Source organism: Aliiroseovarius sp. S1123 (assembly GCF_023015885.1).
Lineage (GTDB): Bacteria > Pseudomonadota > Alphaproteobacteria > Rhodobacterales > Rhodobacteraceae > Aliiroseovarius.
The window spans coordinates 165738-192291 of the sequence record NZ_JALKBE010000006.1 but is presented as its reverse complement, the minus strand read 5'-3'; the positions used below and the strand labels follow the sequence as shown (position 1 = coordinate 192291).

27 protein-coding genes, 2 tRNA genes and 2 pseudogenes are annotated in these 26554 nt (G+C 60.1%); 25 read left to right on the top strand and 6 right to left on the bottom strand.

Annotation, left to right across the window (positions count from 1 at the left end):
• The first annotated feature begins 12 nt into the window (after nucleotides 1-12).
• Nucleotides 13-252, top strand: coding sequence for a (Na+)-NQR maturation NqrM (gene nqrM / locus MWU53_RS12575; protein ID WP_247093858.1), 240 nt, complete (start codon nucleotides 13-15; stop codon nucleotides 250-252).
• A gap of 38 nt (nucleotides 253-290) precedes the next feature.
• On the opposite strand, the gene MWU53_RS12570 is transcribed toward nqrM, so the two are convergent.
• Nucleotides 291-476 carry a hypothetical protein gene (locus MWU53_RS12570; RefSeq protein ID WP_108856982.1) on the bottom strand — a complete coding sequence of 62 codons (186 nt, stop codon included), beginning with the start codon at nucleotides 474-476 and terminating at the stop codon, nucleotides 291-293.
• A gap of 81 nt (nucleotides 477-557) precedes the next feature.
• On the opposite strand from MWU53_RS12570, the gene MWU53_RS12565 reads away from it, so the two are divergent.
• Nucleotides 558-1079, top strand: a complete 522-nt coding sequence (locus MWU53_RS12565; RefSeq protein WP_247093857.1) for a CBS domain-containing protein — start codon at nucleotides 558-560, stop codon at nucleotides 1077-1079.
• A gap of 133 nt (nucleotides 1080-1212) precedes the next feature.
• Here the strand turns inward: MWU53_RS12565 and MWU53_RS12560 are convergent.
• Nucleotides 1213-1287: transfer RNA gene (locus tag MWU53_RS12560), tRNA-Thr, on the bottom strand.
• 90 nt (nucleotides 1288-1377) lie between these two features.
• On the opposite strand from MWU53_RS12560, the gene MWU53_RS12555 reads away from it, so the two are divergent.
• The 11 genes from MWU53_RS12555 (at nucleotide 1378) to MWU53_RS12505 (ending at nucleotide 7975) form a co-directional block, all read left to right on the top strand.
• Nucleotides 1378-1542, top strand: a complete 165-nt coding sequence (locus tag MWU53_RS12555) for a hypothetical protein (protein WP_247093855.1) — start codon at nucleotides 1378-1380, stop codon at nucleotides 1540-1542.
• A 9-nt stretch (nucleotides 1543-1551) separates the two neighbouring features.
• On the top strand, nucleotides 1552-2817 hold the full coding sequence (gene murA / locus MWU53_RS12550; RefSeq protein WP_247093853.1) for a UDP-N-acetylglucosamine 1-carboxyvinyltransferase: 1266 nt from the start codon (nucleotides 1552-1554) through the stop codon (nucleotides 2815-2817).
• A gap of 5 nt (nucleotides 2818-2822) precedes the next feature.
• Nucleotides 2823-3305 carry a DUF2948 family protein gene (locus tag MWU53_RS12545; protein ID WP_247093851.1) on the top strand — a complete coding sequence of 161 codons (483 nt, stop codon included), beginning with the start codon at nucleotides 2823-2825 and terminating at the stop codon, nucleotides 3303-3305.
• Between the two features lie 62 nt (nucleotides 3306-3367).
• Nucleotides 3368-4669, top strand: coding sequence for a histidinol dehydrogenase (gene hisD, locus MWU53_RS12540; RefSeq protein ID WP_247093849.1), 1302 nt, complete (start codon nucleotides 3368-3370; stop codon nucleotides 4667-4669).
• A 16-nt stretch (nucleotides 4670-4685) separates the two neighbouring features.
• Nucleotides 4686-5168 (top strand): UPF0262 family protein, encoded by a 483-nt coding sequence (locus tag MWU53_RS12535; RefSeq protein ID WP_247093847.1) that lies wholly within the window; start codon nucleotides 4686-4688, stop codon nucleotides 5166-5168.
• A gap of 2 nt (nucleotides 5169-5170) precedes the next feature.
• Complete coding sequence (locus tag MWU53_RS12530) at nucleotides 5171-5641, top strand: low molecular weight phosphatase family protein (protein ID WP_247093845.1); 471 nt, start codon at nucleotides 5171-5173, stop codon at nucleotides 5639-5641.
• Between the two features lie 122 nt (nucleotides 5642-5763).
• A complete protein-coding gene (gene infA / locus MWU53_RS12525; RefSeq protein ID WP_008186030.1) occupies nucleotides 5764-5982 on the top strand; it encodes a translation initiation factor IF-1 in 219 nt (72 codons plus the stop codon).
• Between the two features lie 12 nt (nucleotides 5983-5994).
• On the top strand, nucleotides 5995-6582 hold the full coding sequence (locus MWU53_RS12520; RefSeq protein WP_247093843.1) for a Maf family protein: 588 nt from the start codon (nucleotides 5995-5997) through the stop codon (nucleotides 6580-6582).
• Complete coding sequence (locus MWU53_RS12515) at nucleotides 6579-7616, top strand: ribonuclease E/G (RefSeq protein WP_247093841.1); 1038 nt, start codon at nucleotides 6579-6581, stop codon at nucleotides 7614-7616. Before MWU53_RS12520 ends, MWU53_RS12515 begins: the two co-directional genes overlap by 4 nt.
• Complete coding sequence (gene yacG, locus MWU53_RS12510; protein WP_247093839.1) at nucleotides 7616-7810, top strand: DNA gyrase inhibitor YacG; 195 nt, start codon at nucleotides 7616-7618, stop codon at nucleotides 7808-7810. Before MWU53_RS12515 ends, yacG begins: the two co-directional genes overlap by 1 nt.
• Before the next feature lie 90 nt (nucleotides 7811-7900).
• Nucleotides 7901-7975, top strand: a tRNA-Phe gene (locus MWU53_RS12505).
• A gap of 47 nt (nucleotides 7976-8022) precedes the next feature.
• Here MWU53_RS12505 and MWU53_RS12500 read toward each other — a convergent pair.
• Nucleotides 8023-8919 (bottom strand): polysaccharide lyase, encoded by an 897-nt coding sequence (locus MWU53_RS12500; RefSeq protein ID WP_247093837.1) that lies wholly within the window; start codon nucleotides 8917-8919, stop codon nucleotides 8023-8025.
• An 84-nt stretch (nucleotides 8920-9003) separates the two neighbouring features.
• Entirely contained in the window at nucleotides 9004-10011 is a 1008-nt protein-coding gene (locus tag MWU53_RS12495) for a fatty acid desaturase (RefSeq protein ID WP_247093835.1), read from the bottom strand.
• 265 nt (nucleotides 10012-10276) lie between these two features.
• Here MWU53_RS12495 and MWU53_RS16010 point away from each other — a divergent pair.
• From MWU53_RS16010 to MWU53_RS12485, 3 genes and pseudogenes are all read left to right on the top strand, one after another.
• Nucleotides 10277-10492: pseudogene (locus MWU53_RS16010) on the top strand (ATP-binding cassette domain-containing protein); the annotation flags it as partial.
• A gap of 38 nt (nucleotides 10493-10530) precedes the next feature.
• Nucleotides 10531-10731 carry a hypothetical protein gene (locus tag MWU53_RS16005; RefSeq protein ID WP_348647042.1) on the top strand — a complete coding sequence of 67 codons (201 nt, stop codon included), beginning with the start codon at nucleotides 10531-10533 and terminating at the stop codon, nucleotides 10729-10731.
• A gap of 117 nt (nucleotides 10732-10848) precedes the next feature.
• Complete coding sequence (locus MWU53_RS12485) at nucleotides 10849-11427, top strand: AAA family ATPase (RefSeq protein ID WP_247093833.1); 579 nt, start codon at nucleotides 10849-10851, stop codon at nucleotides 11425-11427.
• On the opposite strand, the gene MWU53_RS12480 is transcribed toward MWU53_RS12485, so the two are convergent.
• A complete protein-coding gene (locus MWU53_RS12480; RefSeq protein ID WP_247093831.1) occupies nucleotides 11382-12083 on the bottom strand; it encodes a DUF1045 domain-containing protein in 702 nt (233 codons plus the stop codon). The two genes, MWU53_RS12485 and MWU53_RS12480, sit on opposite strands and share 46 nt — an antisense overlap.
• Nucleotides 12084-12153: 70 nt before the next feature.
• Between MWU53_RS12480 and MWU53_RS12475 the strand changes: the two are divergent.
• The 9 genes and pseudogenes from MWU53_RS12475 (at nucleotide 12154) to ppsA (ending at nucleotide 23858) form a co-directional block, all read left to right on the top strand.
• Nucleotides 12154-12875 (top strand): annotated as a pseudogene (locus MWU53_RS12475) (hypothetical protein).
• A gap of 156 nt (nucleotides 12876-13031) precedes the next feature.
• Nucleotides 13032-13718: a D-lyxose/D-mannose family sugar isomerase gene (locus tag MWU53_RS12470; protein ID WP_247093830.1), complete on the top strand. Its 687-nt coding sequence runs from the start codon at nucleotides 13032-13034 to the stop codon at nucleotides 13716-13718.
• A gap of 111 nt (nucleotides 13719-13829) precedes the next feature.
• Nucleotides 13830-14756 (top strand): carbohydrate kinase, encoded by a 927-nt coding sequence (locus tag MWU53_RS12465; RefSeq protein WP_247093828.1) that lies wholly within the window; start codon nucleotides 13830-13832, stop codon nucleotides 14754-14756.
• Nucleotides 14757-14839: 83 nt separating this feature from the next.
• Entirely contained in the window at nucleotides 14840-15871 is a 1032-nt protein-coding gene (gap, locus tag MWU53_RS12460; RefSeq protein WP_247093826.1) for a type I glyceraldehyde-3-phosphate dehydrogenase, read from the top strand.
• A 288-nt stretch (nucleotides 15872-16159) separates the two neighbouring features.
• Nucleotides 16160-18049, top strand: a complete 1890-nt coding sequence (gene speA / locus MWU53_RS12455) for a biosynthetic arginine decarboxylase (RefSeq protein WP_247093824.1) — start codon at nucleotides 16160-16162, stop codon at nucleotides 18047-18049.
• Between the two features lie 15 nt (nucleotides 18050-18064).
• On the top strand, nucleotides 18065-19276 hold the full coding sequence (locus MWU53_RS12450) for a saccharopine dehydrogenase family protein (protein ID WP_247093822.1): 1212 nt from the start codon (nucleotides 18065-18067) through the stop codon (nucleotides 19274-19276).
• 76 nt (nucleotides 19277-19352) lie between these two features.
• Nucleotides 19353-20522 carry a carboxynorspermidine decarboxylase gene (nspC, locus tag MWU53_RS12445; RefSeq protein ID WP_247093820.1) on the top strand — a complete coding sequence of 390 codons (1170 nt, stop codon included), beginning with the start codon at nucleotides 19353-19355 and terminating at the stop codon, nucleotides 20520-20522.
• Nucleotides 20519-21367, top strand: a complete 849-nt coding sequence (gene speB, locus MWU53_RS12440) for an agmatinase (protein ID WP_247093818.1) — start codon at nucleotides 20519-20521, stop codon at nucleotides 21365-21367. The genes nspC and speB overlap by 4 nt, the downstream gene beginning before the upstream one ends.
• A gap of 85 nt (nucleotides 21368-21452) precedes the next feature.
• Nucleotides 21453-23858 carry a phosphoenolpyruvate synthase gene (gene ppsA, locus MWU53_RS12435; RefSeq protein WP_247093816.1) on the top strand — a complete coding sequence of 802 codons (2406 nt, stop codon included), beginning with the start codon at nucleotides 21453-21455 and terminating at the stop codon, nucleotides 23856-23858.
• A 6-nt stretch (nucleotides 23859-23864) separates the two neighbouring features.
• On the opposite strand, the gene MWU53_RS12430 is transcribed toward ppsA, so the two are convergent.
• Nucleotides 23865-26447, bottom strand: a complete 2583-nt coding sequence (locus MWU53_RS12430) for a cation-transporting P-type ATPase (protein WP_247093814.1) — start codon at nucleotides 26445-26447, stop codon at nucleotides 23865-23867.
• Nucleotides 26448-26554 lie beyond the last annotated feature (107 nt).

Genomic DNA, 26554 nt, shown 5'->3' with positions numbered 1-26554 from the left:
TCGGAGAGCTTCATGGCCACCTTCCTTCTGACCTTCGGCGCATTGCTTGTCATCATGCTGGGCATGGCCCTTGGCGTGATCATGGCGGGCAAGACGATCAAAGGCAGTTGTGGTGGCCTGAACGCCATCAGCGATGCGGATCAATGCCTTGTGTGTAGCAAGGAAATCGACCCCAACAGCCCCTTGCGCGAGCGCCTGACACAGTGCCCGCGCAAAAAGAAGATGTTGGAGCAGATGCAGGCTGAAAGCTAAGCCGCACGCACGATATACTGATGGAAGGGGCCCTGCCCCTAGCCTGCCCCGGCCAAGGGGACAAACCCCAATACCAGCAGCCCAGCAGCTGTCAGAACACCGTAGATCCACAGCAAATAGCGTGGGCCTTCGGTCTTCCACACACGTCGATATTGATAGCCGCAAAAGCAGGCCATCACGAAGATCACCGTCGCGACCGGGGATGAAAGTGCAAGCTGCGACATTTTTTATCTCCTGAAATCGATTGGCTGGGTTATGCTTCCTATGTGTGCGAACCGCAACAGTTCTAGGGAGGACAGCAAAACATGCCCACATCGTATCAGGCCCCCATGCGTCAGGATCGAAAAGGGACGAAGAGCCAAAGCCAGGATCCATCCAGCAATCTCAAGGCGAAAACAGCCGTGGTTGGGGACATCCTGAACAGCAAGGGTGGCGATGTGATTGCCATTCGGCCGCAAGAGACCTTGGGCCGTGCCGTAGAAGTGCTGCGCGACAAGCGAATCGGTGCCTTGGTCGTCACCGACAGCACCGGCGCGCTGTGTGGCATCCTGTCAGAACGCGATATTGTGCGGAAACTGGCCGACACGCCGGGCCAGACCCTGCCCCAGTTGGTCGAAGACGTCATGACCAAAGAGGTCCAGACCTGCGGCACGGACGACCCCTTGGTCTCGGTTCTGAAACGGATGAGCGACGGGAAGTTCCGCCACATGCCTGTGATGGGCGACGCCGGACCGATCGGCATGGTCACCATCGGCGACGTCATTACGCACCGTTTGAACGAGGTCGAGCACGAAGCCCTGCAGCTAAAGCAGTTGATTGTCGGCTAAGCGATCCGTCTGCAAATCCAAGAACATGGTCACGCGCGGCAAAGGGTCCGCGCGTTTCTGTTTGGGCCGATAGAACACCTGCAAACGTGTGTGCATTGCAGCTTCAAAATCATCTTCTAAGGGAAGTTTACGATGGTGCTGTGAGGGAGGATTGAACTCCCGACCTCACCCTTACCAAGGGTGCGCTCTACCACTGAGCTACCACAGCGTCCTATCGTGAGCGGCTGACTAAACGTATTCGCTGACGTGTGCAAGGGTATTCTGGACCCTTTTTTCATTCCGCGTTACAGAAGAGCCCATGGAGCGGAAAAACACACCTCAAAAGCCCACAAATAAAGGGGCGGATCGTGAAGCGCGGCTAAAAGCTGCCTTGAAAGCGAATATGGGTCGGCGCAAGGCGCAGGCCAAGGCACGGGCCGCGTCGGAAGACGAAGCGGCGGAAAATGAACAGAATAATAGGTAAGGCAGGTATATGGATTCGATTGTAGTGACCGGCGGCAGCGAGCTGCGTGGTGAAATTCCGATTGCAGGAGCGAAGAACGCCTGCCTGACCCTGATGCCCGCAACGATTCTGTCAGAAGAGCCTCTAACCCTGACCAACGCGCCGCGCCTGTCGGACATCAAGACGATGACCCAGCTTCTGGAAAGCCTTGGAGCCGAGGCTGCGTCGATGCAGGACGGTCAGGTGCTAACCTTGTCCAGCCACGATCTGGACAACCACGTTGCTGATTATGACATCGTGCGGAAGATGCGGGCCTCGAATTTGGTTCTGGGTCCAATGCTGGCGCGCTTGGGCCATGCGGTTGTATCGCTGCCCGGCGGCTGCGCGATTGGCGCCCGCCCCATGGACCTGCACATCTTTGGCCTTGAGAAGCTGGGCGCCGAGATCGAACTGAAAGACGGCTATCTGCACGCCAAGGCACCGCGCGGGCTGAAAGGTGCCGAGATCGAACTGGCCTTTGCCTCGGTTGGCGCGACCGAGAACATCCTGATGGCCTCGACCCTGGCTAAAGGCACCACCGTCATTCGCAACGCAGCCCGCGAACCGGAAATCGTCGATCTGGCCGATTGCCTGCGCAAAATGGGTGCGCAGATTGAAGGCGACGGCACCTCGGAAATCGTCATTCAGGGCGTCGACCGCCTGCACGGCGCGACTCACCCCGTTGTCACCGACCGGATCGAGCTTGGCACCTATATGTTGGCCCCCGCCATCGCTGGTGGCGAGGTGGAATGTCTGGGCGGCAAGATCTCGTTGGTGGAAAGCTTCTGCGAGAAGCTGGACGCGGCAGGCATCCACGTGGAAGAAACCGAACGCGGCCTGAAGGTTGCGCGCCGCAATGGTCGCGTCTCTGCCGTGGATGTCACGACTGAACCCTTCCCCGGCTTCCCCACCGACCTGCAGGCCCAGATGATGGCCATGCTGTGTACGGCCGAGGGGACCTCGACCCTGCACGAAACCATCTTCGAGAATCGCTTCATGCACGCCCCCGAATTGATGCGCATGGGCGCGAATATCGAAGTGCATGGCGGCACGGCCACCGTACATGGCGTTGAGAAGCTGAAAGGGGCGCCAGTGATGGCGACCGATCTGCGCGCGTCCGTGTCTCTGATCTTGGCGGGTCTGGCTGCTGAAGGCGAAACCGTCGTCAGCCGCGTCTATCACCTTGATCGCGGGTACGAGAAAGTTGTGCGTAAACTGTCCTCGATCGGGGCCAAAGTCGAACGCGTGAAGGAGTGACCGACATGCAAGATGCACGGTTCGAAGACGGCGGCGAGAGCGCCCTGAAATTGGCGGCGCTGGATGCGGCGGACCTTGAGGTTATCTCGGCGCTTGCGCAGGACGCGGTGTTTCCCGCGTCCGAGATCTCGTGGAATCCCGCCCAACGTCGCTTTGCGCTGTTGATCAATCGCTTCCGTTGGGAAGACAAAAAAGCCGCCGAGGCACGTGGTCGACCCGTCGAACGGGTGCAATCGGTGTTGTCCGCCTCGGATGTTCTAAAAGTGCAAAGCCAAGGGGTTCAGAAGGGCGACAAGGACATGATCTTGTCGCTTTTGTCTCTGTCCTTCATCCCCGGCGACGACGGGATGGGACGGATCGAGCTGGTTCTGGCGGGCGATGGCGCGATTGCGCTCGACGTCGAAGCACTGGACGTGACCCTGCAAGACGTCACCCGTCCTTATATCGCGCCCTCGAAACATGCGCCCGAGCACGACCTGTCCGAGTGATTCCCCCAAGCCCGCTTGAAGCCATGCCGCGCCGCAGCTAAAACGGCGCAAAGGAGAGCGCCATGCCCCAGTTTCTAAACAGCCTAGATGCCGATTTCGAAGCCCGCTTCACCGCGCTTCTGTCGATGAAGCGTGAAGACAGCCCGGATGTGGATGCCGTCGTTGCCGGGATCATTGCGGATGTGCGCGAACGTGGGGATCAGGCGGTGATCGACCTGACCTCGAAGTTCGACCGCATGGACCTAACGCCCGCGACATTGCGCTTCTCGGAAAAAGAGATCGAGGCTGAATGCGCCAAGGTCTCGGAAGAAGATCGCGCAGCCCTTGAACTGGCCGCAGACCGCATCCGTGCCTATCACACACGTCAGATGCCTGAAGATCAGCGCTGGACCGACGACAGCGGTGCCGATCTGGGGTGGCGTTGGAGTGCAGTCTCTGCTGCGGGTCTGTATGTCCCGGGCGGGCTGGCCAGCTATCCGTCCTCGGTTCTGATGAATGCCATCCCGGCGAAGGTGGCGGGCGTCGAACGTCTGGCCATTACGGTGCCGACGCCTGATGGGATCTCGAACCCGTTGGTGTTGCTGGCCGCAAAGATCGCGGGCGTGGACGAGGTGTACCGCATCGGCGGCGCGCAGGCCGTGGCTGCGTTGGCCTATGGCACCGACACCATCGTGCCGGTCGACAAGATCACCGGGCCGGGCAACGCCTTTGTGGCTGCCGCCAAACGCCGCGTGTTCGGCAAAGTCGGCATCGACATGATTGCGGGTCCATCAGAGATTCTGGTCATTGCCGACGCGGACAATGATCCCGACTGGCTGGCCCTGGATTTGATGAGCCAAGCCGAGCACGACGAAAGCGCCCAGTCGATTCTGATCACCACGGACGAAGCTTTCGGCCGGAAAGTGGCGGATGCCGTCACGGCGCGTCTTGAAACCCTGGAGCGGCGCGAGATCGCTGGCGCCAGTTGGCGTGACTTTGGCGCGGTGATCACCGTGCCTGATCTGGACGAGGCCGCAGCGCTGTCCAACCGCATCGCGCCCGAGCACCTCGAGCTGTGTGTCGCTGATCCCGAAGCGCTGTCGGACAAATGCGTCCACGCCGGTGCCATCTTCCTTGGACAGTTCACACCCGAGGCCATCGGCGACTATGTTGGCGGTCCAAACCACGTGCTGCCCACCGCGCGGTCGGCCCGCTTCAGCTCGGGTCTGTCGGTGATGGACTTCCTGAAACGTACCACCTTGGCGCGGATGACCCCCGGTGCGCTCGCGGCCATCGGCCCCGCCGCCGAAACCCTCGCCATTTCCGAAAGTCTTGAAGCCCATGGCCTATCCGTGCGCGCAAGGCTTGACGCCCTTAACGATTGACCCTCAGATAGTGCCAATGACCACGAACCGTATCACCCATATCGACATAGACGACACCGGCCTTGCCGCCCCCACGCCCGAAATCGAGCAGGAGCGCAAAGTGGCGATCTTCGATCTGTTGGAAGACAACAGCTTTGATCTGGCCCCGCGCAGCGACCAGCCTGTACCTGATGGCCCTTATCATCTGGCCTTGGCGATCCGCGAAAAGCGCCTGGTGGTCGACGCCAAAACCGAAGCCGGCGATCCGGCAGGCGAGTTCCACCTGTCGCTTGGCCCGTTCCGTCAGGTTGTGAAGGATTACTTCGCGATCTGCGAAAGCTATTTCGACGCCGTGAAAAAGCTGCCTCCCAGCCAGATCGAAGCCATCGACATGGCGCGGCGCGGCATTCACAATGAAGGTGCGCGCGTGTTGCAGGAACGTCTTGAGGGCAAGGCAGACATCGACATCGACACCGCCCGCCGCCTGTTCACCCTGATCTGCGTGTTGCACTGGGGGTAAGCTTGAGCGGTGAACGTCCTCAGTCCGTGCTGTTTTGCTGTGACCACAATTCTGTGCGGTCACCGATGGCCGAAGGGATGATGAAGGCGTTTTACGGCCATGACATCTATGTGCAATCTGCTGGCGTACACAGCGAGCTCGATATCGACGGGTTTTCTGTCGCGGTGTGCGAAGAGTTGGGGATCCAGCTGTCCGGCCACCGGGTACGCAGCTTTGACCAGATGGAAGAATGGGGCGACGACCTGTCCAGCTTTGACCTGATCATCGCATTGTCCCCTGCAAGCCAACGCCGTGCGTTGGAATTGACGCGCGTGTTCCATCTGGACGTGGAATACTGGCCCATCCTTGACCCTACTGGTCTAGGCACACGACGTGACGAAAAGCTGATGAATTACCGGCAAGCGCGGGATCAGATTCGCGACCGGATCATCGAACGGTTTGGCACTCCGACAAAGGATGACTCTTCGGCGTGACGCCGACGACGCATGACGTAGGCAGCAAATCTGGCTTCCCTGCCGAATTCCCTTGAAAACCGGGACGTTTCCCCCCATTTAGTAGGCGCCCACGATGGGTGGGTGAAAATACAGGAGTGAACATGGCCAAGGAAGAACTGCTCGAATTTCCCGGTGTCGTTAAGGAACTCCTGCCGAACGCGACATTTCTGGTCGAGCTAGAGAACGGCCATACGATCATCGCTCACACGGCAGGTAAGATGCGCAAGAACCGCATCCGCGTTCTGGCTGGCGACAAGGTGCAGGTCGAAATGACCCCCTATGATCTGACCAAAGGTCGGATCAACTATCGCTTCAAGTAAGCGCCGTCGCGCATGACGCGTCTTAAACTGATTCTGGGCTCTGGCAGCCCAAGACGGGCCGAGTTGCTGGGGCAGCTCGGCCTTGTTGCTGACGACATCCGCCCGCCGGATGTGGATGAGACGCCCAAAAAGGGCGAGCTTCCATTGAACTATTGCCGCCGGATTGCGGCCTCGAAAGCTGCCGCGATGTCTGTCGCTGCGGACGAGGTTGTGCTCTGCGCCGACACCACCGTCGCGCTGGGCCGCCGCATCATGGGCAAGCCCGAAGATGCAGCCCAGGCCGCCGAGTTCCTTCTGGCCCTGTCTGGGCGCCGTCACCGGGTCATCACCTCGGTCGTGGTGCGCAATGCCACCGGCACCTGGGCCCGCGATGTGGTCACGGATGTCAAAATGAAACGCCTGTCAAATGAAGAGCTGAATGGCTATCTGGCCACCGGCGACTGGCAGGGCAAAGCGGGCGGTTACGCCATCCAAGGCCCCGCAGGCGCGTTCATCCCATGGATTCAGGGCAGCTATACCGCCGTTGTCGGGCTGCCCGTTGCGGAAACCGCGGGGCTACTTCAGGCCGCAGGCTTCCCCCTATACGGAGCAGAGACATGAAGGGCAGCGTGATTGCGCTTGATACCTACAAGGGCCGCATGACCGCGGCGCAAATCACCGACGGGGCGCTGACCGATCTGCTGGTCGAACCGCCCGAGGGCGTCGTGCTGCCGGGCGCCATCTTCCGCGCTATTTGCGACCGCCCGCTGAAGGGCCAAGGCGGCATGATGCTGCGTCTTCCCGACGGACAGACGGGCTTCCTGCGTCAAGGCAAGGGTCTAAAGCCAGGCGAACGCATTCTGGTGCAGGTCACGGGCTTTGGCGAAGACGGCAAGGCTGTTCCGGTCACGCAAAAAGTTCTCTTTAAAAGCCGCTATGCCATCGTCACCCCCGGCGCGCCTGGCATCAATGTCAGCCGCGCGATTCGCGATGACGAGGCCCGTGTGCGTCTGCTGGAAATCGCGCATGAAGTCATGGGCGACGCCGAAGAAGGCCTGATCATTCGTTCGGTCGCCGAAAATGGCTCGGACGATGATGTCGCCGCCGACATTGCCGCAATGCTGGACCTCAGCCGCGCGGTGCTGGCTGATTCTGACGGCGACGCCGAGCTTCTGGTCGACGGACCCGACCCACACGAACTTGCTTGGCGCGAATGGCCTGAGCCGGATCAGCTTGACGCCGCTGAGGGCGCATTCGACCGTCACAACGTGCACGAGATGATCGACGCGGCCCGTGGCTCGTTTGTGCGCCTACCCGGTGGCGCCTCGATGTTTGTTGAACCCACGCGCGCGCTTGTGGCCGTGGACGTCAACACAGGCGGAGACACCAGCCCGGCGGCGGGTCTGAAGGCCAACATTGCCGCAGCCCGTGCCCTGCCCGCCGCATTGAGAAGCCGGGGGTTGGGCGGCCAGATCGTCGTTGATTTTGCCCCCTGCCCCAAGAAAGATCGCCGCCAATTAGAACAGGTCCTGCGCTCTGCTCTGAAAGCCGAGGGTATCGAAACCGCCATGGTCGGCTGGACCCAGCTGGGCCTATTCGAGCTGCAACGCAAACGCGAACGCCTGCCCCTGTCGCGCTGTCTGGAGGCCCGCTAATGCCTTGTCCGATCTGTGAAAAAGACACCGACCCCAAATACCGCCCCTTCTGCTCGCGCCGTTGTGCAGACGTTGATCTGGGCCGCTGGCTGAACGGATCCTATGCCGTCCCGGCAGACAGTCCCGAAGATCTTGACGAGGCCGCCGAAGCCATGTCTCAGGCCCTTCCGTACGAAACTTTGAAGCCGCACTGAAAAACCTTCGAAAAACCGTCTTTTCCCTCTGGACACCGCCGCACCCCGCGTCTAAAACCCGCCCACCCGAACGATGAAACGTTCACCCATGCCCGGGTAGCTCAGGGGTAGAGCAGTGGATTGAAAATCCTCGTGTCGGTGGTTCGATTCCGCCCCCGGGCACCATTTCCATACAGTATAAGTACTCGCTTGAGTCCCAACGTCATTAAATATCAAAATTGGTCTTTACGCCCGAAGATGACATAGAGGCGACGCACAAGAATGCGGCGCATCTGTACTTGGACACCGCTTTGGGTGAGAGGAACGAACCCCGATCTGCGCGGCGGCAGGTTTGGATCAGCAATTAGTCCCAGCTGCATATTGAATCGGGTTGCGCGCGGCTTGTCCGCGGGGCAGTTGCGATTGAAACTGCAGGCCAGAGGGCGATCTATCGGCAGCCCGCTTGCGGCAAAGATCGGGTCGCCGACATGCAAGGACCCATCGCAGCGCGCTTCGATGAATCCGGTATCGTCATCGGCCCAGCGCAATCGCAAATTGAACCGGTGCCAGTCGCCGAACTGCTCGGGCGTGATGCAGGTGCGGCCCATGAAGGTCACGCCATGTCGGGCGTCGAGTTTCAGGTCAAATAGCGGTTGTCCGCCTTCGGCGTTTTCCCAGCGGGCCAGAACAAGTTGGCTGTCTTCTCCGCGCACCCTGCCGCGATAACGCAGCGACGGATCAATCCGAAACTCGAAGCTATAGAGGAACTGTTGGCCCAGTTGCCACTCTACCTGCTGGTCCCAGACTTTGCCGGTCTGGATCGTCGACCGCGTTGTTCTTGTCGCGCAGTCCCCTGGCCCTGTGCGGTCTGAATGCCGTGTGCATTGCCCCTGCCGGATCGAGAAAGCGATAACTCCGTCCCTGCTTTCCGGGGCAAAGACCGAGCGCGGGTTGATGCGGAAATGCGAGGGTACCCAATCTGGAAGGTTTGTAGCGTTTGCAGCCGCGTTCTTCACACCTACTGCATCGGGCGTTTGCTCGATAGAGGTCGTACCGGAACCCGATAGTTCATGGGGCGCATTGGCTTGGCAAGCTGCAAGCAGGACGGCGAGAAACAAGTAGTGTCGCATGACAGAGCCTTTTGTCGTCAATAGGCTGCTCGGCTCAATTCTAATTGGGGCTGGCAGATGCGGGTGCCGGGCTTGTGCGAAGTTTCACGACACGCCGGTTACCGACACTTGCCCCGCGGCGCTGGGAAACGGGATCATCCGGCCAAGCTCTTCGTCATAAAGTTTCCATCGCAGGCATTTCACCCCTTCGATGAAGCTGATTTTTTCGGACCCAATCAAACCGCGTGCTTCCAGATCCTCGTGGGCTTTTCGGATCTTATAGCCCGGGATCTTGGCGTTCAGGTGGTGCAAATCGTGATAGGCGATATCCATTGTCACCACATTGAACAGCCATCCCCAGTCCAGAACCGAAGACCCCTCCAGCGCGGCCTGCTCGAAATTGAGGTCGGGTTTTCGGCCCCAGTGTACATGTTCGAAATTGTGCAGCACGTAGGGGATCAGCCCGCCAAATGTGCACGCAATATAAATTGACCCGATCCAGACCCAGATGCCGGGCCAGCCCGCATAGGCCCAGATGGAACAGCCCAAGCCAGCCAAAAGAAGATTGTGCAGAACCAGATCCCAGACCCCGGTTTTGAAGCCATAAAGCGGCATCCGGCGCAGGATGGCGTAGAGGATGAACGGTCCGATCGCGATAAGGATGAACGGACTGCGGTAAACGCGGTAATAGAGCCGTTGTCCCGGACTGGCCTTGTTCCACTCCGCCAATGTCATCACGTCGATTTCAAACGCGTCGCGCCGGTTCAGATCGGCAACATAGCGATGATGTAAATTGTGCTTATAACGGGTGGCCTGATAGGGCGTCATCGCAATGGGGGACAGCAATGTTCCAACAACGTCATTCATGCGCCGGCTGGAGAAAAAGGCGCGATGCAAGCAGTCGTGCTGGATCATGTAGATCCTCAGCCCCATCGCGGCCGCAAGGACCATGAAGAGCACCATCAGCCACCATGTGCCGATCGTCGACAGGGCAAGAACCAGGGCCGTGACATAAACCCCAAGGCTAATCCCAAGCTCCCACCATGCACGCGTGTCATCGGCTGTGGCATAGCTGCGCGCGACCGAATGGAGTGTGATTGGAGCTTCTGACATATCCCCTCCCAGCTTTGTTTTTTCTGGGTATTTCCCTTTAAGTGTGCATCCAGACGGGTTTTCGATCAAGTGTGCAGAAGGCAGAACGCCAGCGACCCGACTGTCATCGCCGCTGCCTTCGACCGATATTTCTTAGAAAATGTGCAAACCGTCGCTCTGATTATAAGCAGGCTCGCAATCCTTCGCGGCGATGCTGCGTTACAGAAGTTTTGTATTGCCGACACATGGCTGTTGTTAAATGCCCCCTCGAAACGAAGGGGGCGAAGTGCTGCAGATTACAAACCTGACCAAAGCTTTTGGCGACAAGCGCGCGGTGGACAACGTGACCATTTCGGTCGAGCGCCCCTGCATGTTCGGCATCATCGGCGCCTCTGGCGCGGGCAAATCAACGCTGCTTCGGATGGTCAATCGGCTGGCTGATCCCACCGAAGGCCAGATCCTGTTCCAGAACAAGAACAAGAACATCACGCGCCTAAGCGGTGCACTGCGCTGGGCTATGTCAGCCAATTCCTGCACGTTGTGCCCCGCGTGCCGACGCTGGACGTAGTGGCCGAGCCTATGCTGGCACTGAGTGAAGACGCCGGTGCCGAGCGGGACAAGGCCGCCGCCCTTCTGGAGCCATTGAACATTCCCGAACGGCTCTGGTCGCTCAGCCCGACCACCTTTTCAGGTGGCGAACAGCAGCGTGTGAACATCGCTCGCGGTTATGTGCCTGATTGAAGAGACTAAGGCGCGCGGCGCAGCAATCGTGGGGATTTTCCACGATGCGGCTGCACGTGATCGGGTCTGCGACCGGGTTTTGGATGTGACCACATTCTCGCCGAAAGGGGATGCCTGATGGCTGTCGCACCCGGACGACCGATTGCCGTTGTCGGACCCAAGGGCGTCGGCAAGGATAGCGTTATGGAGGCTCTAGCCAAGGCGGCCGATTTCCACCTTGTGCGGCGCGTGATCACCCACCCCAATGCGGCGGGCGGCGAGCAGTTTGACGGCTGCGACGCGGCCACGTTTGACGCGGATCTGGCCTGTGGCCGGTTCGCGCTACACTGGCCTGCACATGACCTGCGCTATGGCATTCCGAACACCGAACTGACCTGTCTGGATAAGGGTCGCAATGCGCTGGTCAACCTGTCGCGCAAGGTGCTGACGGACGCCCACATAGCCTTCCCCGGGTTCATCGTGGTGAACCTGAGCGCAAACCCCGAGGTGCTGGCACAACGTCTGGCCGCACGTGGGCGCGAAAGCGCGGACAGCATCGCCAAGCGGCTCACACGGCAGGTGGAACTGCCCGACGGGCTGGCGGTGATCAACGTGGTGAATGACGGCCCGCTGGACGGGACGGTACGAACCATCCTTGCGCGGCTCGCCGATCAGGCCGTCGCGGCTGCGCCCAGCGCAATGCGAGAAATCTCATGAAACCGGCCATCCGCATCTTCCCCCACAAGGGTCAGATCGCGCACCTTGAACGGACGCGGCAGGATTGGGGCCACCAGAGGCGCCAACACGTCCCAAATCTGCGCGGCGCGGCTTGGGTCCAGCTTGCCCGACAGGGTCAGGTGGAATTTGAACTCGTCAAAGACGTAAGGGTAGCCCCACTTCACCAACATCTCGTCCTGCTTGGGCGTCAGGTTAGCTGCGCGGCGGCGGGCAAGCTCTTCGTCACCGGAAGGCGCGCGGAACGGATCAAGCTCGGCCACCATGCGCCCTGCCAACCCCGCCAGAGCACTCTGATCCCCGTCGACCACCAGCGCCAGAAACCGGCCGATCTGGGCCAGTTTCAAGCCGTCCAGCGTGACCGGGGCGACCTGATGTGCAGAACTTTGAAACGCCTGCAAAAGCCCTTCAGCGTCGCAGCCGTCGGCCAGACGAAAGGGCGGTTTGATGGTGCCATGAAACCCGTATTTGCGTGGGGTCTGGGTAATCTCTGCGATCTCGTTCTGCGACAAATCCGGCAGGGTTTGGTGGGGCACCTCACGACCGGTAACCAAGTCCCATCCCAACCAGCTGGCCCCGAAATCCGCCAACGGCCCCTGTGGCGCCGTGTAATAGATCGCATAGCGATTGAACTGCATTTCACCCTCTTTCGGCCCGATTGTGCTATCCAAAATCGGCCCTTCTCTGACAGTAAAGCGTGACATTCAGATGACACAGACATTCACCCTCGCCAACGCCGAACTTGTTCTGGAGAACGAGGTTATCACCGGTCCCTTGACCGTGACCAACGGCCAGATCACCGACATTGAGCCAGGCACCCACATGCCCCAGGGCGCAGAGGATTGCCGTGGCGATTACATCGCGCCGGGGTTGGTCGAGCTGCACACCGACAATCTGGAGCGCCACATCCGTCCGCGCCCCCGGGTGGACTGGCCGCATGATGCGGCGATTGTCGCCCATGACGCCGAGCTTGCGTCCGTTGGGACCACCACTGTGTACGATGCGCTGCGGGTGGGCTCGATCCATTCCGACGGGCGTAAGAACTATGGCAAATATGCCCGTGCGCTTGCCGATGAAATCCTGACCCTGCGCACCAAGGGCGGGCTGAAGATCTCGCACATCTGCATCTGCGCGCCGAGATTTGTTCGGAAACCCTGCCCGAAGAACTGGCCGAACTGGGCCTCTCGGACATCCTGTCATCGGACTACGTGCCCTCGTCCCTGATGTTGGCCGCGCTTCAACTGGGGGACATGTGGGGAGATCTCGCACGCGGCTTGGGAACCGTCACCCACGCGCCCGCACGGGCCGTCGGGCTGGATGATCGGGGTGTGATTGCGATTGGCAAGCGCGCAGACCTTATCCGGTTCGCCCGCTTTGAACATGCGCCGGTCTTGCATGGGGTGTGGTCCGAAGGGCGCAGGATCGGGTAAGACTTGCCAGCCCGCATGCGATCCTTGCGTGCGATGCCCTCGTAGAGATGACGCGAAATAGGCATTTGACTCGCTTAGCGAAGTAATCCCTATTCAGGGCTCGTCAGTTAACAGCTTCGTCGCCGCCGCGCGGTGGCCCTTCACACGGACCCTTGCATGAAACGCTCTCGAATTAACCAGATCATGGCGGAAGCGGACGAGATGATCCGCCACTATGGCTTCGTCTTGCCGCCCTTTGCCTATTGGACGCCCGATGAATTCAAAGCCAAGCGTGACGTAGCCCAAAACGTGATCACCGCACGTTGTGGCTGGGACATCACGGATTACGGCGATGGGCGATTTGACGAAATGGGGTTATTCCTGTTCACCCTGCGCAACGGGCGGCTTACCGATCTGCAGCGCGGCGGAGGCATGTGTTATGCCGAGAAACTGCTGATCTCGCGGCAGGATCAGCTTAGCCCGATGCACACCCATGTCATCAAGGCCGAGGACATCATCAACCGGGGCGGTGCGACGCTGGTGATCGAGCTTTATGGCTCGGATGATGATGGCAATTTCGCCGAGGATCGTGGCGGCACGGTCTATTGCGACGGGATCCGGCGCGACTTTGCTGCCGGAGAGAAACTGAAACTCGCCCCCGGCGAAAGTGTGACGCTGATGCCCGGCGACTGGCACGCCTTCTGGGGCGAAGGGGGCGACGTTCTGATTGGCGAAGTCTCGACGGTGAATGACGACGAGACCGACAACATTTTTCGCGCACCCATCGGTCGCTTTGCCGAGATCGAGGAAGACCAAGCCCCCACGCATCTGCTGGTCAGCGACTACGGCACGTGGTTTGACTGACAATTGATGGCCTTCGACAAACCGGCCTTTGACTTTGGTGACTGTTAGCGTTAACAGATGCCGGAAAGCTGAACATTTTGCCTGTCGCAGACACCCAAACAGGAGAGACGCGTGATCCTTTGTTGCGGAGAAGCCCTGATTGACATGATCCCGACCCCGACGACGGCTGGCCCGGACGGGTTCGTGCCGCATTCCGGCGGGGCGGTGTTCAATACCGCCATTGCCTTGGGCCGGTTGGGCGTGCAGACCGGGATGCTGACCGGGCTGTCCACCGATTTGTTCGGGCGGCAGTTAATCGAGTCCCTCAAGGCCAGTCATGTCGACACCGCGCACGTGATGACCTCGGACCGCCCCACAACATTGGCTTTTGTGCGGCTCGTTGATGGGCAGGCGACCTACAGCTTCTTTGACGAAAACTCGGCCAGCCGCATGATTGAAGCGGCTGATCTGCCCAAGATATCTGCCCACGTCTCTGCGCTGTTCTTTGGTGGGATCAGCTTGGCCAGCGAACCCGCCGCCGACACCTATGCCGCACTCTTGGAACGGGAAGCTGCCGCGCGCGTGGTGATGATTGATCCCAACATCCGGCCCCGATTCATCGACGACCCCGACCGTTATCGCGCCCGGCTGGATCACATGATCGCGAGGTCAGATATCGTCAAAGTGTCCGACGAAGACCTCGACTGGCTGCTGCCCGCCCCTCTGTCCCTGCGCGATAAAGTAGCAAAGCTGATGGAACGTGGACCTTCGGTCGTAATCATGACCCGTGGCAAAGACGGCGCAAGCGGCTTTCTTGCAGATGGATCTGAGGTTCGGGTGCCCGCGCAACGGGTTGAAATCAAAGACACAGTAGGCGCCGGAGATACGTTCAACGCGGGTTTTCTGGCCAAGCTTTCGGAACTTGAATGCCTGACAAAAACCCAGTTGGCGACCCTGCCATCTGACACGCTGCAGCGGGCGATGGAGCATGGTGCGAAAGCCGCAGCGATCACCGTGTCACGCGCCGGTGCCAACCCGCCATGGGCAGAAGAGTTTTGACATACAGCTCTGTTAGCGCTAAAGACGCGCCAAGTTTGTTAGCGCTATCACATCACTGAGCACACCGCGAAGAGGATTAGACCATGACACTTAAAATCGCGATCAACGGTTTCGGACGTATTGGCCGCGGCGTTCTGCGCGCCCTGATCGAACAAGGTGCCCAAGACATCGAGGTTGTTGCCATCAACGATCTGGCCCCACCGACGAATATCGCGCATCTGCTGAAATATGACAGCGTGCATGGCCGCCTTCGCGAAACCGTCTCTGTCGAGGGCGATACCCTTGTTGTTGGACAGCGCAGCATCCGTCTGACGGCAATTCGCAACCCCGAGGATCTTCCCTGGGGCGATGTCGACATTGCCTATGAATGCACTGGACTGTTCACCGCGCGCGATCAGGCGGCACGGCTTTTGCAAAGCGGTTCGAAGCGGGTGTTGATCTCGGCGCCAGGCAAAGATGCCGACCGCACCGTGGTCTTTGGCGTAAACCACACAGACCTGACCGCCGAGGACGTGATCGTGTCGAACGCCTCGTGCACCACCAACTGTCTTGCCCCCGTGGCGATGGTTCTGCACCGCGCCTTTGGCATCAAGACCGGCTACATGACCACGATCCACGCCTTTACCGGCGATCAGCCCAGCCACGACACAAACCACAAGGACCTTTACCGGGGGCGCGCAGCGTCGATGTCGATGGTTCCGACCTCGACCGGGGCGGCGCGCGCCATCTCGCTGGTGCTGCCGGAACTGAAAGGCAAGCTGGAAGGCTCTGCCATACGCGTTCCCACCCCGAACGTATCGCTGGTTGATCTAAGCTTTGTGCCCGAGCGCCCGGTCACACGTGACGAAATTAACGCCGCTATTGCTGAAGCCGCCAATGGTTCGCTGAAAGGCATTCTGTCCTACGAAGTCGACCCGATGGTGTCGATCGACTTCAACCATGACCCGCATTCGTCCTGCTTTGCCTCGGCCCAGACCGCGGTCACCGAAGATGGCTTGGTGCGTGTGGTTAGCTGGTATGACAACGAATGGGGCTTCTCGAACCGCATGATCGACACTGGTCGCCGGATCGGAGAGCTGCTGAAGGCCCAAGAAAACCTGAAGCTCGCAAGCTAAAACAACGGCCTAACGGGGCACACCCGTCGCTTCGTAGGCCACCCGCTCTTCCTAACAACTGAAGATCCGCCCGTTAGGCGCGGGTCTTTTTTTTATTGACTCAGATTTCAACGAAATATATCGGCGGTTTTGTGTCCGGACTGGCCCGGACAGGAGAATGCGCTGATGAAATGGCTTCATTTCAATAATGCTGGACAAATCGAACCCGCGTAGTCCTGCGCGGCAGTGACGCCGCACGCCCACTCTCCCCCTCCTTCTACAATTTTCCTCTAGAATAGGTTTGTTCGAATGCCCAAAGGACAACCGCTTTCCGACTCCATTTACGGCATCGACCGTTGGAGCAAAGGCCTTCTCTCGGTTCTGCCGAACGGCGATGTTGCACTGTGTGACCCGGCCCATCCGGACACGACACCGCTCAGCCTGCCGCATATCCTGAGCGATCTGCGCCAGCGTGGCATCGCCAGCCCGCTTGTTCTGCGTGTGAAAAGTTTCCTCGAGTCGGAAATCCAGCACCTGAATGACAGCTTCGCTGCGGCCATCGCCAAGACGGGCTATCGCGCGCCCTATCGCGGCGTGTTTCCGATTAAGGTGAACCAGCAAGCGCAGGTCGTGGACCGCATCGTCGAGTTCGGCCGCCAGTATGACTATGGGCTCGAGGCCGGGTCCAAGCCTGAACTGGTGATCGCGCTAGCCCACCGCCTGTCGAAGGACGCGCTGATCGTCTGCAATGGCGTTAAAGATGCCGAGTTTGTCCGGCTGGCCATTCTGTCGCGCCGCGTGGGCTTTAACACGGTAATCGTGCTGGAAAGCCCCAAGGAAGCCGAGATCGTGATCGAAGTCGCCCAAGAGTTGGGGATTGATCCGCTGTTGGGTGTGCGGGTCAAGCTGACCAACCAGATCGGCGGCAAATGGCAAAGCAGCTCAGGTGATCGGTCGGCCTTTGGCATGAACACTGACCAGCTTTTGCGCGTGGTTGATCGCCTGCGAGGCGAGAACTTGCTGCACTGCCTGAAGCTGCAGCACTCTCATCTGGGGTCGCAGGTGCCCGACGTGAACGACGTGCGCCGCGCCGCGACCGAAGCCTGCCGCTATTTCGCCGAACTGACCCGCGAGGGCGCGCCGCTGACCCATCTGGATCTGGGCGGCGGTCTGGGCGTCGACTATACGGGCGAAAAGCGCGCGGCGGAAAACTCGATCAACTACACGATGGCCGAATACTGCGCCAATGTGGTCGAGACCGTGGGATATGCGATGGACGAAGAGGGCCTAGAGCACCCCATTCTGGTCACTGAAAGCGGCCGCGCGGTCTCGGCAACGTCTTCGATGCTGATCTTCGACGTGCTGGAAAGCACGCTCTACGACGCGCCCGACGCCCCCGCGGTCGAACCGGATGACCATCACCTTGTCGCAGACCTTGCCGCAATCTCGGGCTATCTGGTGCCGGACCGCGTTCAGGAATGCTGGAACGATGCCCGCTTCTATCGCGATGAACTCCGCGCGCTCTTCCGCCGCAGCCATGTGGACCTGCGGCAGATGGCACGGGCCGAACGGATCTATCTGAACCTGATGGCGCGGATCAAAGACATCGCACGCGGGACGGAACAGTCGGGCGATCTGGACAAAGAGCTGCAGAAGATCGCGGACGTCTATCACTGCAACTTCTCGGTCTTCCAATCGTTGCCGGATGTCTGGGCGATTGACCAGTTGCACCCGATCATTCCGCTGCAAATGTTGGATCAGGAACCCGACCGCCGTGCGGTTCTGTCGGACATCACCTGCGACAGCGACGGCAAGATGGACAAGTTCATTCTGGCGGGCGACATCTCGCCTTCTTTGCCGGTGCATTCGCTGCCCGAAGACCAGCCCTATTATCTGGGCGTGTTCTTTGTCGGTGCCTATCAGGAAACGCTAGGCGACCTGCACAACCTGTTCGGGGACACGAACGTCGTGACCATCGACCTGCGTGAAGATGGCGGCTTTGACTTGCTTCACGAACAAGAAGGCGACACCATTGCCGAGGTTCTGTCCTACGTTGAATACGACCCGGCCGACTGTATCGCCGCCTTCCGCAAGATGGTGGACGAAGCGATTTCCGCCGGATCGATCCAAGCCAATGAACGCAAGACCCTCATCGATGCCTATCGCGGCTCGATGAACGGTTACACTTACTTTGAATAACCACAGGAGATCATCATGGGAAAGACACTCGTCGTAGGTGCCGGTGGCGTCAGCCATGCCGCTGTGCACAAAATGGCAATGAACGCGGATATCTTCACCGAGATCACGCTGGCAAGCCGGACCAAGTCGAAATGTGATGCCATTGCCGCCAGCGTGAAAGAGCGCGTGGGCGTGGACATCAAGACCGCCGAACTGGACGCTTACAAGGTCGAAGACACCGTCAAGCTGATCCGCGAAACCGGCGCCGAGATCCTTGTGAACCTCGCCCTGCCCTATCAGGATCTGGTTCTGATGGACGCCTGTCTTGAGGCGGGCTGCCACTATCTGGACACCGCGAACTATGAACCCGAGGACGTGGCCAAGTTCGAATATCACTGGCAATGGGCCTATCAGGAGCGCTTCAAAGAAGCCGGTCTGACCGCCATTCTGGGCTCGGGCTTTGATCCGGGTGTGACCTCGGTCTTTGCGACCTGGCTGAAAAAGCACAAGCTGGACACCATCCGCCAGATCGACATTCTGGACGCCAATGGCGGCTCGAACGATCAGGAGTTTGCCACCAACTTCAACCCGGAAATCAACCTGCGCGAAGTGCTGGCCGAGGTGCGCCACTGGGAAGGTGGCGAATGGAAGACCAGCCCGGCCATGACCACCAAGGTCGAGTTCGACTTTCCGGCGATCGGCAACAAGAACATGTACCTGATGTATCACGAGGAGCTGGAGAGCCTGTCGACCCACTTCCCCGAGATCGAGCGCGCGCGCTTCTGGATGACCTTCGGTGACGCCTATATCATGCACGCCAAGGTGCTGGAAAATGTCGGCATGACCCGGATTGATCCGGTGATGCATGACGGTCAGGAAATCATCCCGATCCAATTTCTGAAAACCCTGCTGCCCGATCCCGGCGATCTGGGTGCCGAAACGAAGGGCAAGGCCTGCATTGGCGACATTGCGACCGGTCAGGCCAAGGACGGCTCGGGTGAAAAGACCTTCTACATCTACAACATCTGCGACCACGAAGAGTGCTACGCCGAGGTTGGGTCGCAGGCTGTGTCCTACACCACCGGCGTTCCCGCCATGATCGGCGCGGCGCAGGTTCTGAAAGGCAACTGGGTCGAACCCGGCGTCTGGAACATGGAGCAGCTGGACCCCGACAACTTCATGGACATGCTGAACGACCACGGCCTGCCGTGGCAGGTCCACGAACTGGACGGCCCGGTCGAGTTCTAAGCCAACACCCCCCCGCGGCCTCTCTGGTCGCGGGGGATGCCTATACCCTTACCGCCTTCCTTTTCGAGGTATCCCCATGTCCGAGATTATGGCCACCCAAGCCGGAGATGCAGGCGCATTCCGCGACTTCGACCTGTCCCGCGTCCCCACGCCTTGCTTCGTGGTCGATGAGAAGGCGATCGAGGCCAATCTGAAGATCCTCTCTGACGTCGCAGACCGCTCGGGCGCCCATGTGCTGTCCGCGCTGAAAGCGTTTTCCATGTTCGCCCTCGCCCCGCTTGTCCGGTCGCATCTGGGTGGCACCTGCGCCAGCGGCATCTACGAGGCACGACTGGGGCGCGAGGAGTATGGCGGCGAGGTTGCCACCTTCTGCGCGGGCTACAAGGCACAGGATATGGACGAGATCCTGAACCTCTCGGACCACATTATTTTCAACAGCCCCGCCCAGAAAGACCGCTTTCTGGCGCAAGCTCAGGCCGCGGGCGTGCAGGTTGGCCTGCGCATCAACCCAGAACACTCCGAAGGCGAGATCCCCAAATACGATCCCTGCGCGCCCTGTTCGCGTCTAGGCACTCCGGTGTCCTTGCTGACGGATGAGGTCATGCAGGGCGTCGACGGATTGCACATGCATACGCTCTGCGAGCAAGGGTTCGAACCGCTCGCCCGCACATGGGCCGCCGTGGAACCCAAGCTTGCCCCCTATCTGCCCCACCTCAAATGGGTCAACTTTGGCGGTGGCCACCACATCACCCGCGCGGATTATGATCGCGAGGCATTGATTGCCTTCATCCGGAACATCCGCACCACCTACGGCATCGATGTCTACCTTGAACCCGGCGAGGCCGTGGCGCTGGATGCGGGCATCCTTGTGGGCGAGGTTCTGGACCTGCCAGTGAACGGCATGGATCTTGCGATCACCGATATCTCGGCCACCTGCCACATGCCCGACGTGATCGAAGCCCCCTATCGCCCCGCCCTTCTGGACGAGGCTGACGCCGGCCACACCTATCGTCTTGGCGGGCCCTCGTGCCTCGCGGGCGACGTGATTGGTGACTACACGTGGGACGCGCCCTTGCAGATCGGCCAGCGCTTTGCCTTCCTCGATCAGGCGCATTACTCGATGGTCAAAACCAACACCTTCAACGGCGTCCCCCTGCCAACCATCGCCCTGTGGAACAGCGAGACGGACACGCTGCAAATCATCAAACAGTTCGGCTATGACGACTTCAAGGAGCGCCTCTCATGAGCATTTTTCTGGACAGCGAATTGACCGACGCCGAGCGCACCGAAGACGCACGCTTTCACGTCATTCCAGTGCCGCTGGAACGCACCGTGTCCTATGGCTCGGGCACCAAGGACGGGCCCGCCGCGATCATCGACGCCTCGAACGAGCTGGAGCGCCTGTGCAAGGGTATTGAGCCCTGCGCCGACGGCATCTTCACCCAATCGGCTGTGGACTGCGACGGCCCCCTGCCCGAGGTGATGGAACGCATCGCCGCCCGCACCGAGGCCGTTGTCAAAGCAGGCCACGTGCCGGTGACGCTGGGCGGCGAGCACTCGCTCAGCTTCGGCGCGGTCACCGGTGTCATGCGCGCCCTTGGTCAGCCGGTCGGGATCGTCCAGATCGATGCCCATGCCGACCTGCGTGTGGCCTATCAGGGGGAAAAGCACTCGCACGCCTCAGTCATGCATCTGCTGGCCGAAGATGGCGTCCGTCTGGCGCAATACGGCGTACGCGCCCTGTGCCCGCAAGAGGCTGAAAGCCGCCTGAAAAACAACGTGGTCTTCATCGACGCGGAAGAGCTGGTCACGCAGAACGTCTTCTCGGTCGACCTGCCCGACGACTTCCCCGAACTGGTCTATGTCAGCTTCGACGTGGACGGTTTGGACCCCAGCCAGATGCCCGCGACCGGCACCCCCGTTCCCGGCGGGCTGTCCTATTATCAGGCGCTGCACATCGTAGAAAGCGCACTAAAAGGGCGGCGTTGTGTCGGGCTTGATGTGGTCGAGCTTGCGCCAAACGGCGACGAGGCATGGGACTTCACCGCAGCCCAGATCACCTATCGCCTGATGTCGAACTGCTGCGCATAGGCCTCATGCAACCCGCATTGACCGGGATCAACGCATATATGCGCCAATAGGCTACCATATAGGCGATGAACTTTGGGAGGGTTGCATGACAGATGCCTTGAAGACGACGTCGCCGACGCTGATTTGGCTGGACGATCTTTCGCGTACGGATATCGCCAAAGTTGGGGGGAAGAACGCCTCATTGGGCGAGATGCTGCAGTCACTTTCCGAGCGCGGCATCCGCGTACCGCCCGGATTTGCGACCACATCTGACGCCTATCGCAGCTTCATCTCGACCAACGGTCTGGACCGTGTGCTGCTAGAAGTTCTGCCGAAGCTCGAAGCCAACCGGATCTCGCTAGCGGCAGCGGGCAAGACGATCCGTGAGGCCATCACCGAAGGGGTCTGGCCCGACGATGCCGAACGGGACATCCGCGCGGCCTATCACGAGCTGGGTGCGCGCGTCGGGAAGTCTGATCCCGCAGTCGCTGTGCGGTCGTCGGCCACCGCCGAAGACCTGCCTGACGCAAGTTTCGCCGGACAGCAGGAAACCTTTCTGAACGTGCGGGGCGAGGACGCGCTTCTAGACGCCTGCAAGGCTTGTCTGGCCTCTCTGTTTACTGACCGGGCCATCACCTATCGCCAGATCAAGGGCTTTGATCACCTCGAGGTCGCCCTGTCCGTCGGTGTACAGCACATGGTCCGCTCGGACCTGTCCGGATCGGGCGTCATGTTCTCAATCGACACGGAAAGCGGGTTTGACAAGATCGTGCTGATCAACGCGGCGTGGGGACTTGGTGAAAACGTGGTTCAGGGTCACGTCGACCCGGACGAATACCAAGTCTACAAGCCGTTTCTTGACCAAGAGGGGCTGACCCCGATCGTTCACAAAGCGCTTGGCGCCAAAGAAATCAAGATGATCTATGGCCGCGAACAAGGCGCGCCGGTGCGGAATGTTCCGACCTCGAAGGCTGAACGCGCGGGCTTTGTGCTATCAGATGCCGAAATCCTTGAGCTAGCCCGCGCCGCCGTGAAAATTGAAGCGCATTACGGCACCGCGATGGACATCGAATGGGCCAAGGATGGGGAAACCGGGCTGCTTTACGTGGTGCAGGCGCGCCCCGAAACCGTGCAGTCCAATCTCGCTGCCAGCGCGTTTCAGACCTATACGTTGCACGATACGGGCGAGGAATTGCTAACCGGCCTTAGCGTGGGAAGCTCGGTCGCCACGGGCGAGGTCTGCATGATCCATGACGTGACCGATCTGGACCAGTTTGTGGACGGGTCAATCCTTGTCACGTCGAACACCGACCCGGACTGGGTCCCGATCATGAAACGCGCCGCTGCCATTGTAACCGACCACGGGGGCCGCACCTCCCACGCCGCCATCGTCAGTCGCGAACTGGGTGTGCCCGCGATTGTCGGCACGTCGAATGCGACTGAAATTCTGCATACGGGACAACACATTACTGTGTCCTGCGCCGAAGGAGAGACGGGGGTGATCTATGCCGGAGAAGCCAAGGTGACGATCGAGGAACAGCAGCTGGATCAGATCCCGTCGACGCAGACCAAAGTCATGCTAAACCTCGCCAACCCAGCCGCCGCTTTGCGCTGGTGGCGTCTGCCCGTGGATGGTGTCGGGCTTGCCCGTATGGAGTTCGTGATCAACAACGAGGTTCGGGTGCATCCCTTGGCGCTTACGCGCTATGACGAACTGACCGACGCGGATGTGCGGGCCGAGATCGACCGCCTGACCCGCGGCTATGACAACAGGGCCGACTATTTCGTCGAGAAACTGGCGATGGGCCTCTCACGGATCGCGGCGACGTGGTATCCCAACCCCACCATCATCCGCATGAGCGACTTCAAGACAAACGAATATGCCGACCTCTTGGGCGGGCGACAGTTCGAGCCCAACGAGGAAAACCCGATGATCGGGTTCCGGGGGGCGTCGCGGTACTATGATGATGCGTATCAGGAAGGGTTCGCGTTGGAATGCAAAGCAATCCGGCATCTGCGCGAGCGGATGGGGTTCGACAATGTCATCGTCATGATCCCCTTCTGCCGCACAGTCGAAGAGGCCGACCGCGTGCTGGCGACAATGGCGGATCACGGCCTTGAACGTGGAAAGAACGGGCTTCAGGTCTATGTGATGTGCGAGGTTCCGTCGAACGTGATCGAGGCCGAGGCGTTTGCCGAACGGTTTGATGGCTTCTCCATTGGCTCGAACGACCTGACCCAGTTGACACTTGGGGTGGATCGGGATTCCGAAGCCTTGGCGCATCTGTTTAACGAACGCGATCCGGCTGTTCTGTGGATGATCAACACCGTCATCGCCAAGGCGCATGTGGCCGGGCGGAAGGTCGGGCTGTGCGGGCAGGCCCCCAGCAACGACCCCGAGTTCGCGAAACTACTTGTGCAAGCCGGGATCGACACGATCTCGGTCACGCCGGACAGCTTCTTCGCCGTGAAAAGCAATGTGGCGAGTGCCGAGGCGGAAAAATCGGACTAGCCGCCGCTAGTCCCTTTTCATCCGCAGGGATTTGATCAGCTCAGGCACCACAATCAAGGGCAGCGCGAACAGAATGATCGCCTGCCAATGTCCCCATTCCAAAGGCGCAACACGCAGCAATTGTTGCAGCGGCGCCCAATAAATCGCGACCACCTGCAAAGACACCATTGCAACCAACGCGATGATCAACTTCGGATTCGAGAACCACCCAATCCGCCAGCAGGGTTGCGAGAAGGACCGGAAGGCAAAGACGCTCATCTTCTCGAAGATCACCATCCCGCTGAAGGCTGCCGTCCGTGCCACGACAACGCCGTCGGGCATGAACGTATAGAAAAGATACAGGCTTGCGGCCCCCGTATAGGTGCCAAACGCCGAGATCATGCCCAGCGCTTTGCGGTCTAGAATGCCTGCCTCGGGGCGGCGCGGCGGGTCGCTCATCTGGTCCGAGGTGCCCGGTTCCAGCCCCAGCGCCAAGGCGGTCACCCCGTCGGTCACAAGGTTCATCCACAGGATCTGCGTGGGCAGATAGATCAACGGTCCGCCCAGCGCCAAGTTTGTCAGGATGGCCACGACCTCGCCCGCGTTCGAGGCCAGAAGGTAGCGCACGAACCGCTGGATATTGGCGAACTGACGTCGGCCCTCGCTGACTGCGCCTTTCAGCGTGGCGAAATTGTCGTCCAGCAACACAAGATCAGCCGCGCTTTTGGCGACATCCGTGCCTCGGATCCCCATCGCGACGCCAATGTCGGCCTGTTTCAGCGCTGGCGCATCGTTCACCCCGTCGCCTGTCATCGCAACGATATGTCCCTGTGCCTGCAAAGCCTTCACCAACCGCATCTTGTGTTCAGGAGAGGTGCGCGCAAACAGCGTGGGTTCGGCAAGGATGTCGCTTAGCGCCGCGTCGTCAATGCCCTCCAGCTCGCTCCCGGTCATCACTTTGCTAACCGGCAGGCCAAGCGCGTCTGCAATCGCACGCGCCGTCAGGGGGCCGTCGCCGGTGATCATGATGATCCGCATACCGGCGCGTAGACAGGTTTGAATGGCGTCCCGAACCTCGGGGCGTGGCGGGTCGATCATGCCGACAAGCCCGATGAACTCCAGCCCTGTATCCCCAACCCGCTTATCGGCCACCTGACGATGCGCCAGAGCAATGACCCGCAGACCCTTGGCCGCCATGTCTGCGTATTTCCGTTCGATCTGATCGCGGGCTGTTTGATCCAACGGCGCGCTGCCGTCTGGTCCTCGCCAGCTTACGCAGACTTCCAACATCTGCTCGGGCGCGCCCTTGGCAAGCAGCATCAACCCGCCTTCGCTTTCGCGCACCATGCTCATGCGTTTGCGCTCCGAGGAAAACGGGATTTCCGCCAACGCGGCTGCCGATGGCATGGGGGTCCAAGCTTTATAAGCAAAGGTCACCAACGCCCCTTCGGTTGGATCCCCCACCATGCGCCAGCTGTCCCCTTCCCGGTGCAGGCTGGCATGGCTGCATCCAATCATGACGTCTAACGCAGCATCAAGATCGACACTTTCGCCGTACCGGACAGGGGTCGAACCGTGCAGGATCCGCCCAGCGGGATCATATCCCGTTCCGACAGCGGTATATTCCTGCCCTGCGACCCACAGTAGCTCGCTTGTCATCATGTTTTCGGTCAAGGTGCCGGTCTTGTCCGTACAGATAACCGAGGCCGCACCCACGCTTTCGATGGCCTGCAGGCGGCGCACCAATGCGTTGCGCCGTGCCATCGCGCCAGCACCCAAGGCCAGACTTATGGTCACGACGGCGGGCAGACCTTCGGGAATGATGGCAACAGCCATGGACATTCCCGTCATTGCCATTTCCACAGCATCGCGCCCCAGCAAAATCCCCGTTGCTGCAATGGCTGCACCCAGCCCAAGCGCCACGGCGCCCAATTGACGACCAAGCCGCCCCAGCTGCCGCGAGAGGTTGGTGCCCTTGTCCTCGACCGAGACGGTCAGGGTGGCAATCTTGCCGAACGCTGTCGCTGCCCCGGTGGCGCTAATCACCCCCTCGGCGCGGCCGGCGACCACATAGGTTCCCATCATAACCTGGTTCCGGTCACCCTCGACGCCCGAAGACTTGGCCACAGATACAGATTCCCCCGTCAGCACGCTTTCATCAACGCGCAGCGCCACAGCCGAGACCACCTGTGCATCCGCAGGCACCTGATCGCCGGCCTCAAGCAAAATCAGGTCTCCGGGGACAAGGTCGCGACTGGGGATTTCGACCGGAATGCCATCGCGCACCACCCGGGCCTTGGGCGACAGCATTTCGCGCAAAGCAGCAAGCGAGGTTTCGGCGCGCCATTCTTGCACAAAGCCCAACGCGCCGTTCAAAACAACCACCAGACCGATGGCAATGGCGTCGACCCGCTCGCCAAGGATCAGCGCAGCCAGCCCCGCAATGATCAGTAGAATTACCAAAAGTCCGGTGAACTGGCGCACAAGGATCGCCCATGCGGGGGTTGCTTTTGCTTCTCCGACAACATTGGGACCATGCACGCGTAAACGGTCTTGCGCTTCGACGTTCGTCAGGCCGGTCGTTTGGATCTCTGCCCGCTCAGCTTCCATTCATCTTCCTGTGCCATCTCGTTTCACTCTAACAGGTTTGACCACGATGCGTTCCGGTACAATGCGCCAGATCAATGCGGGGGTCTGGTCGTTCGTCGTGATACATG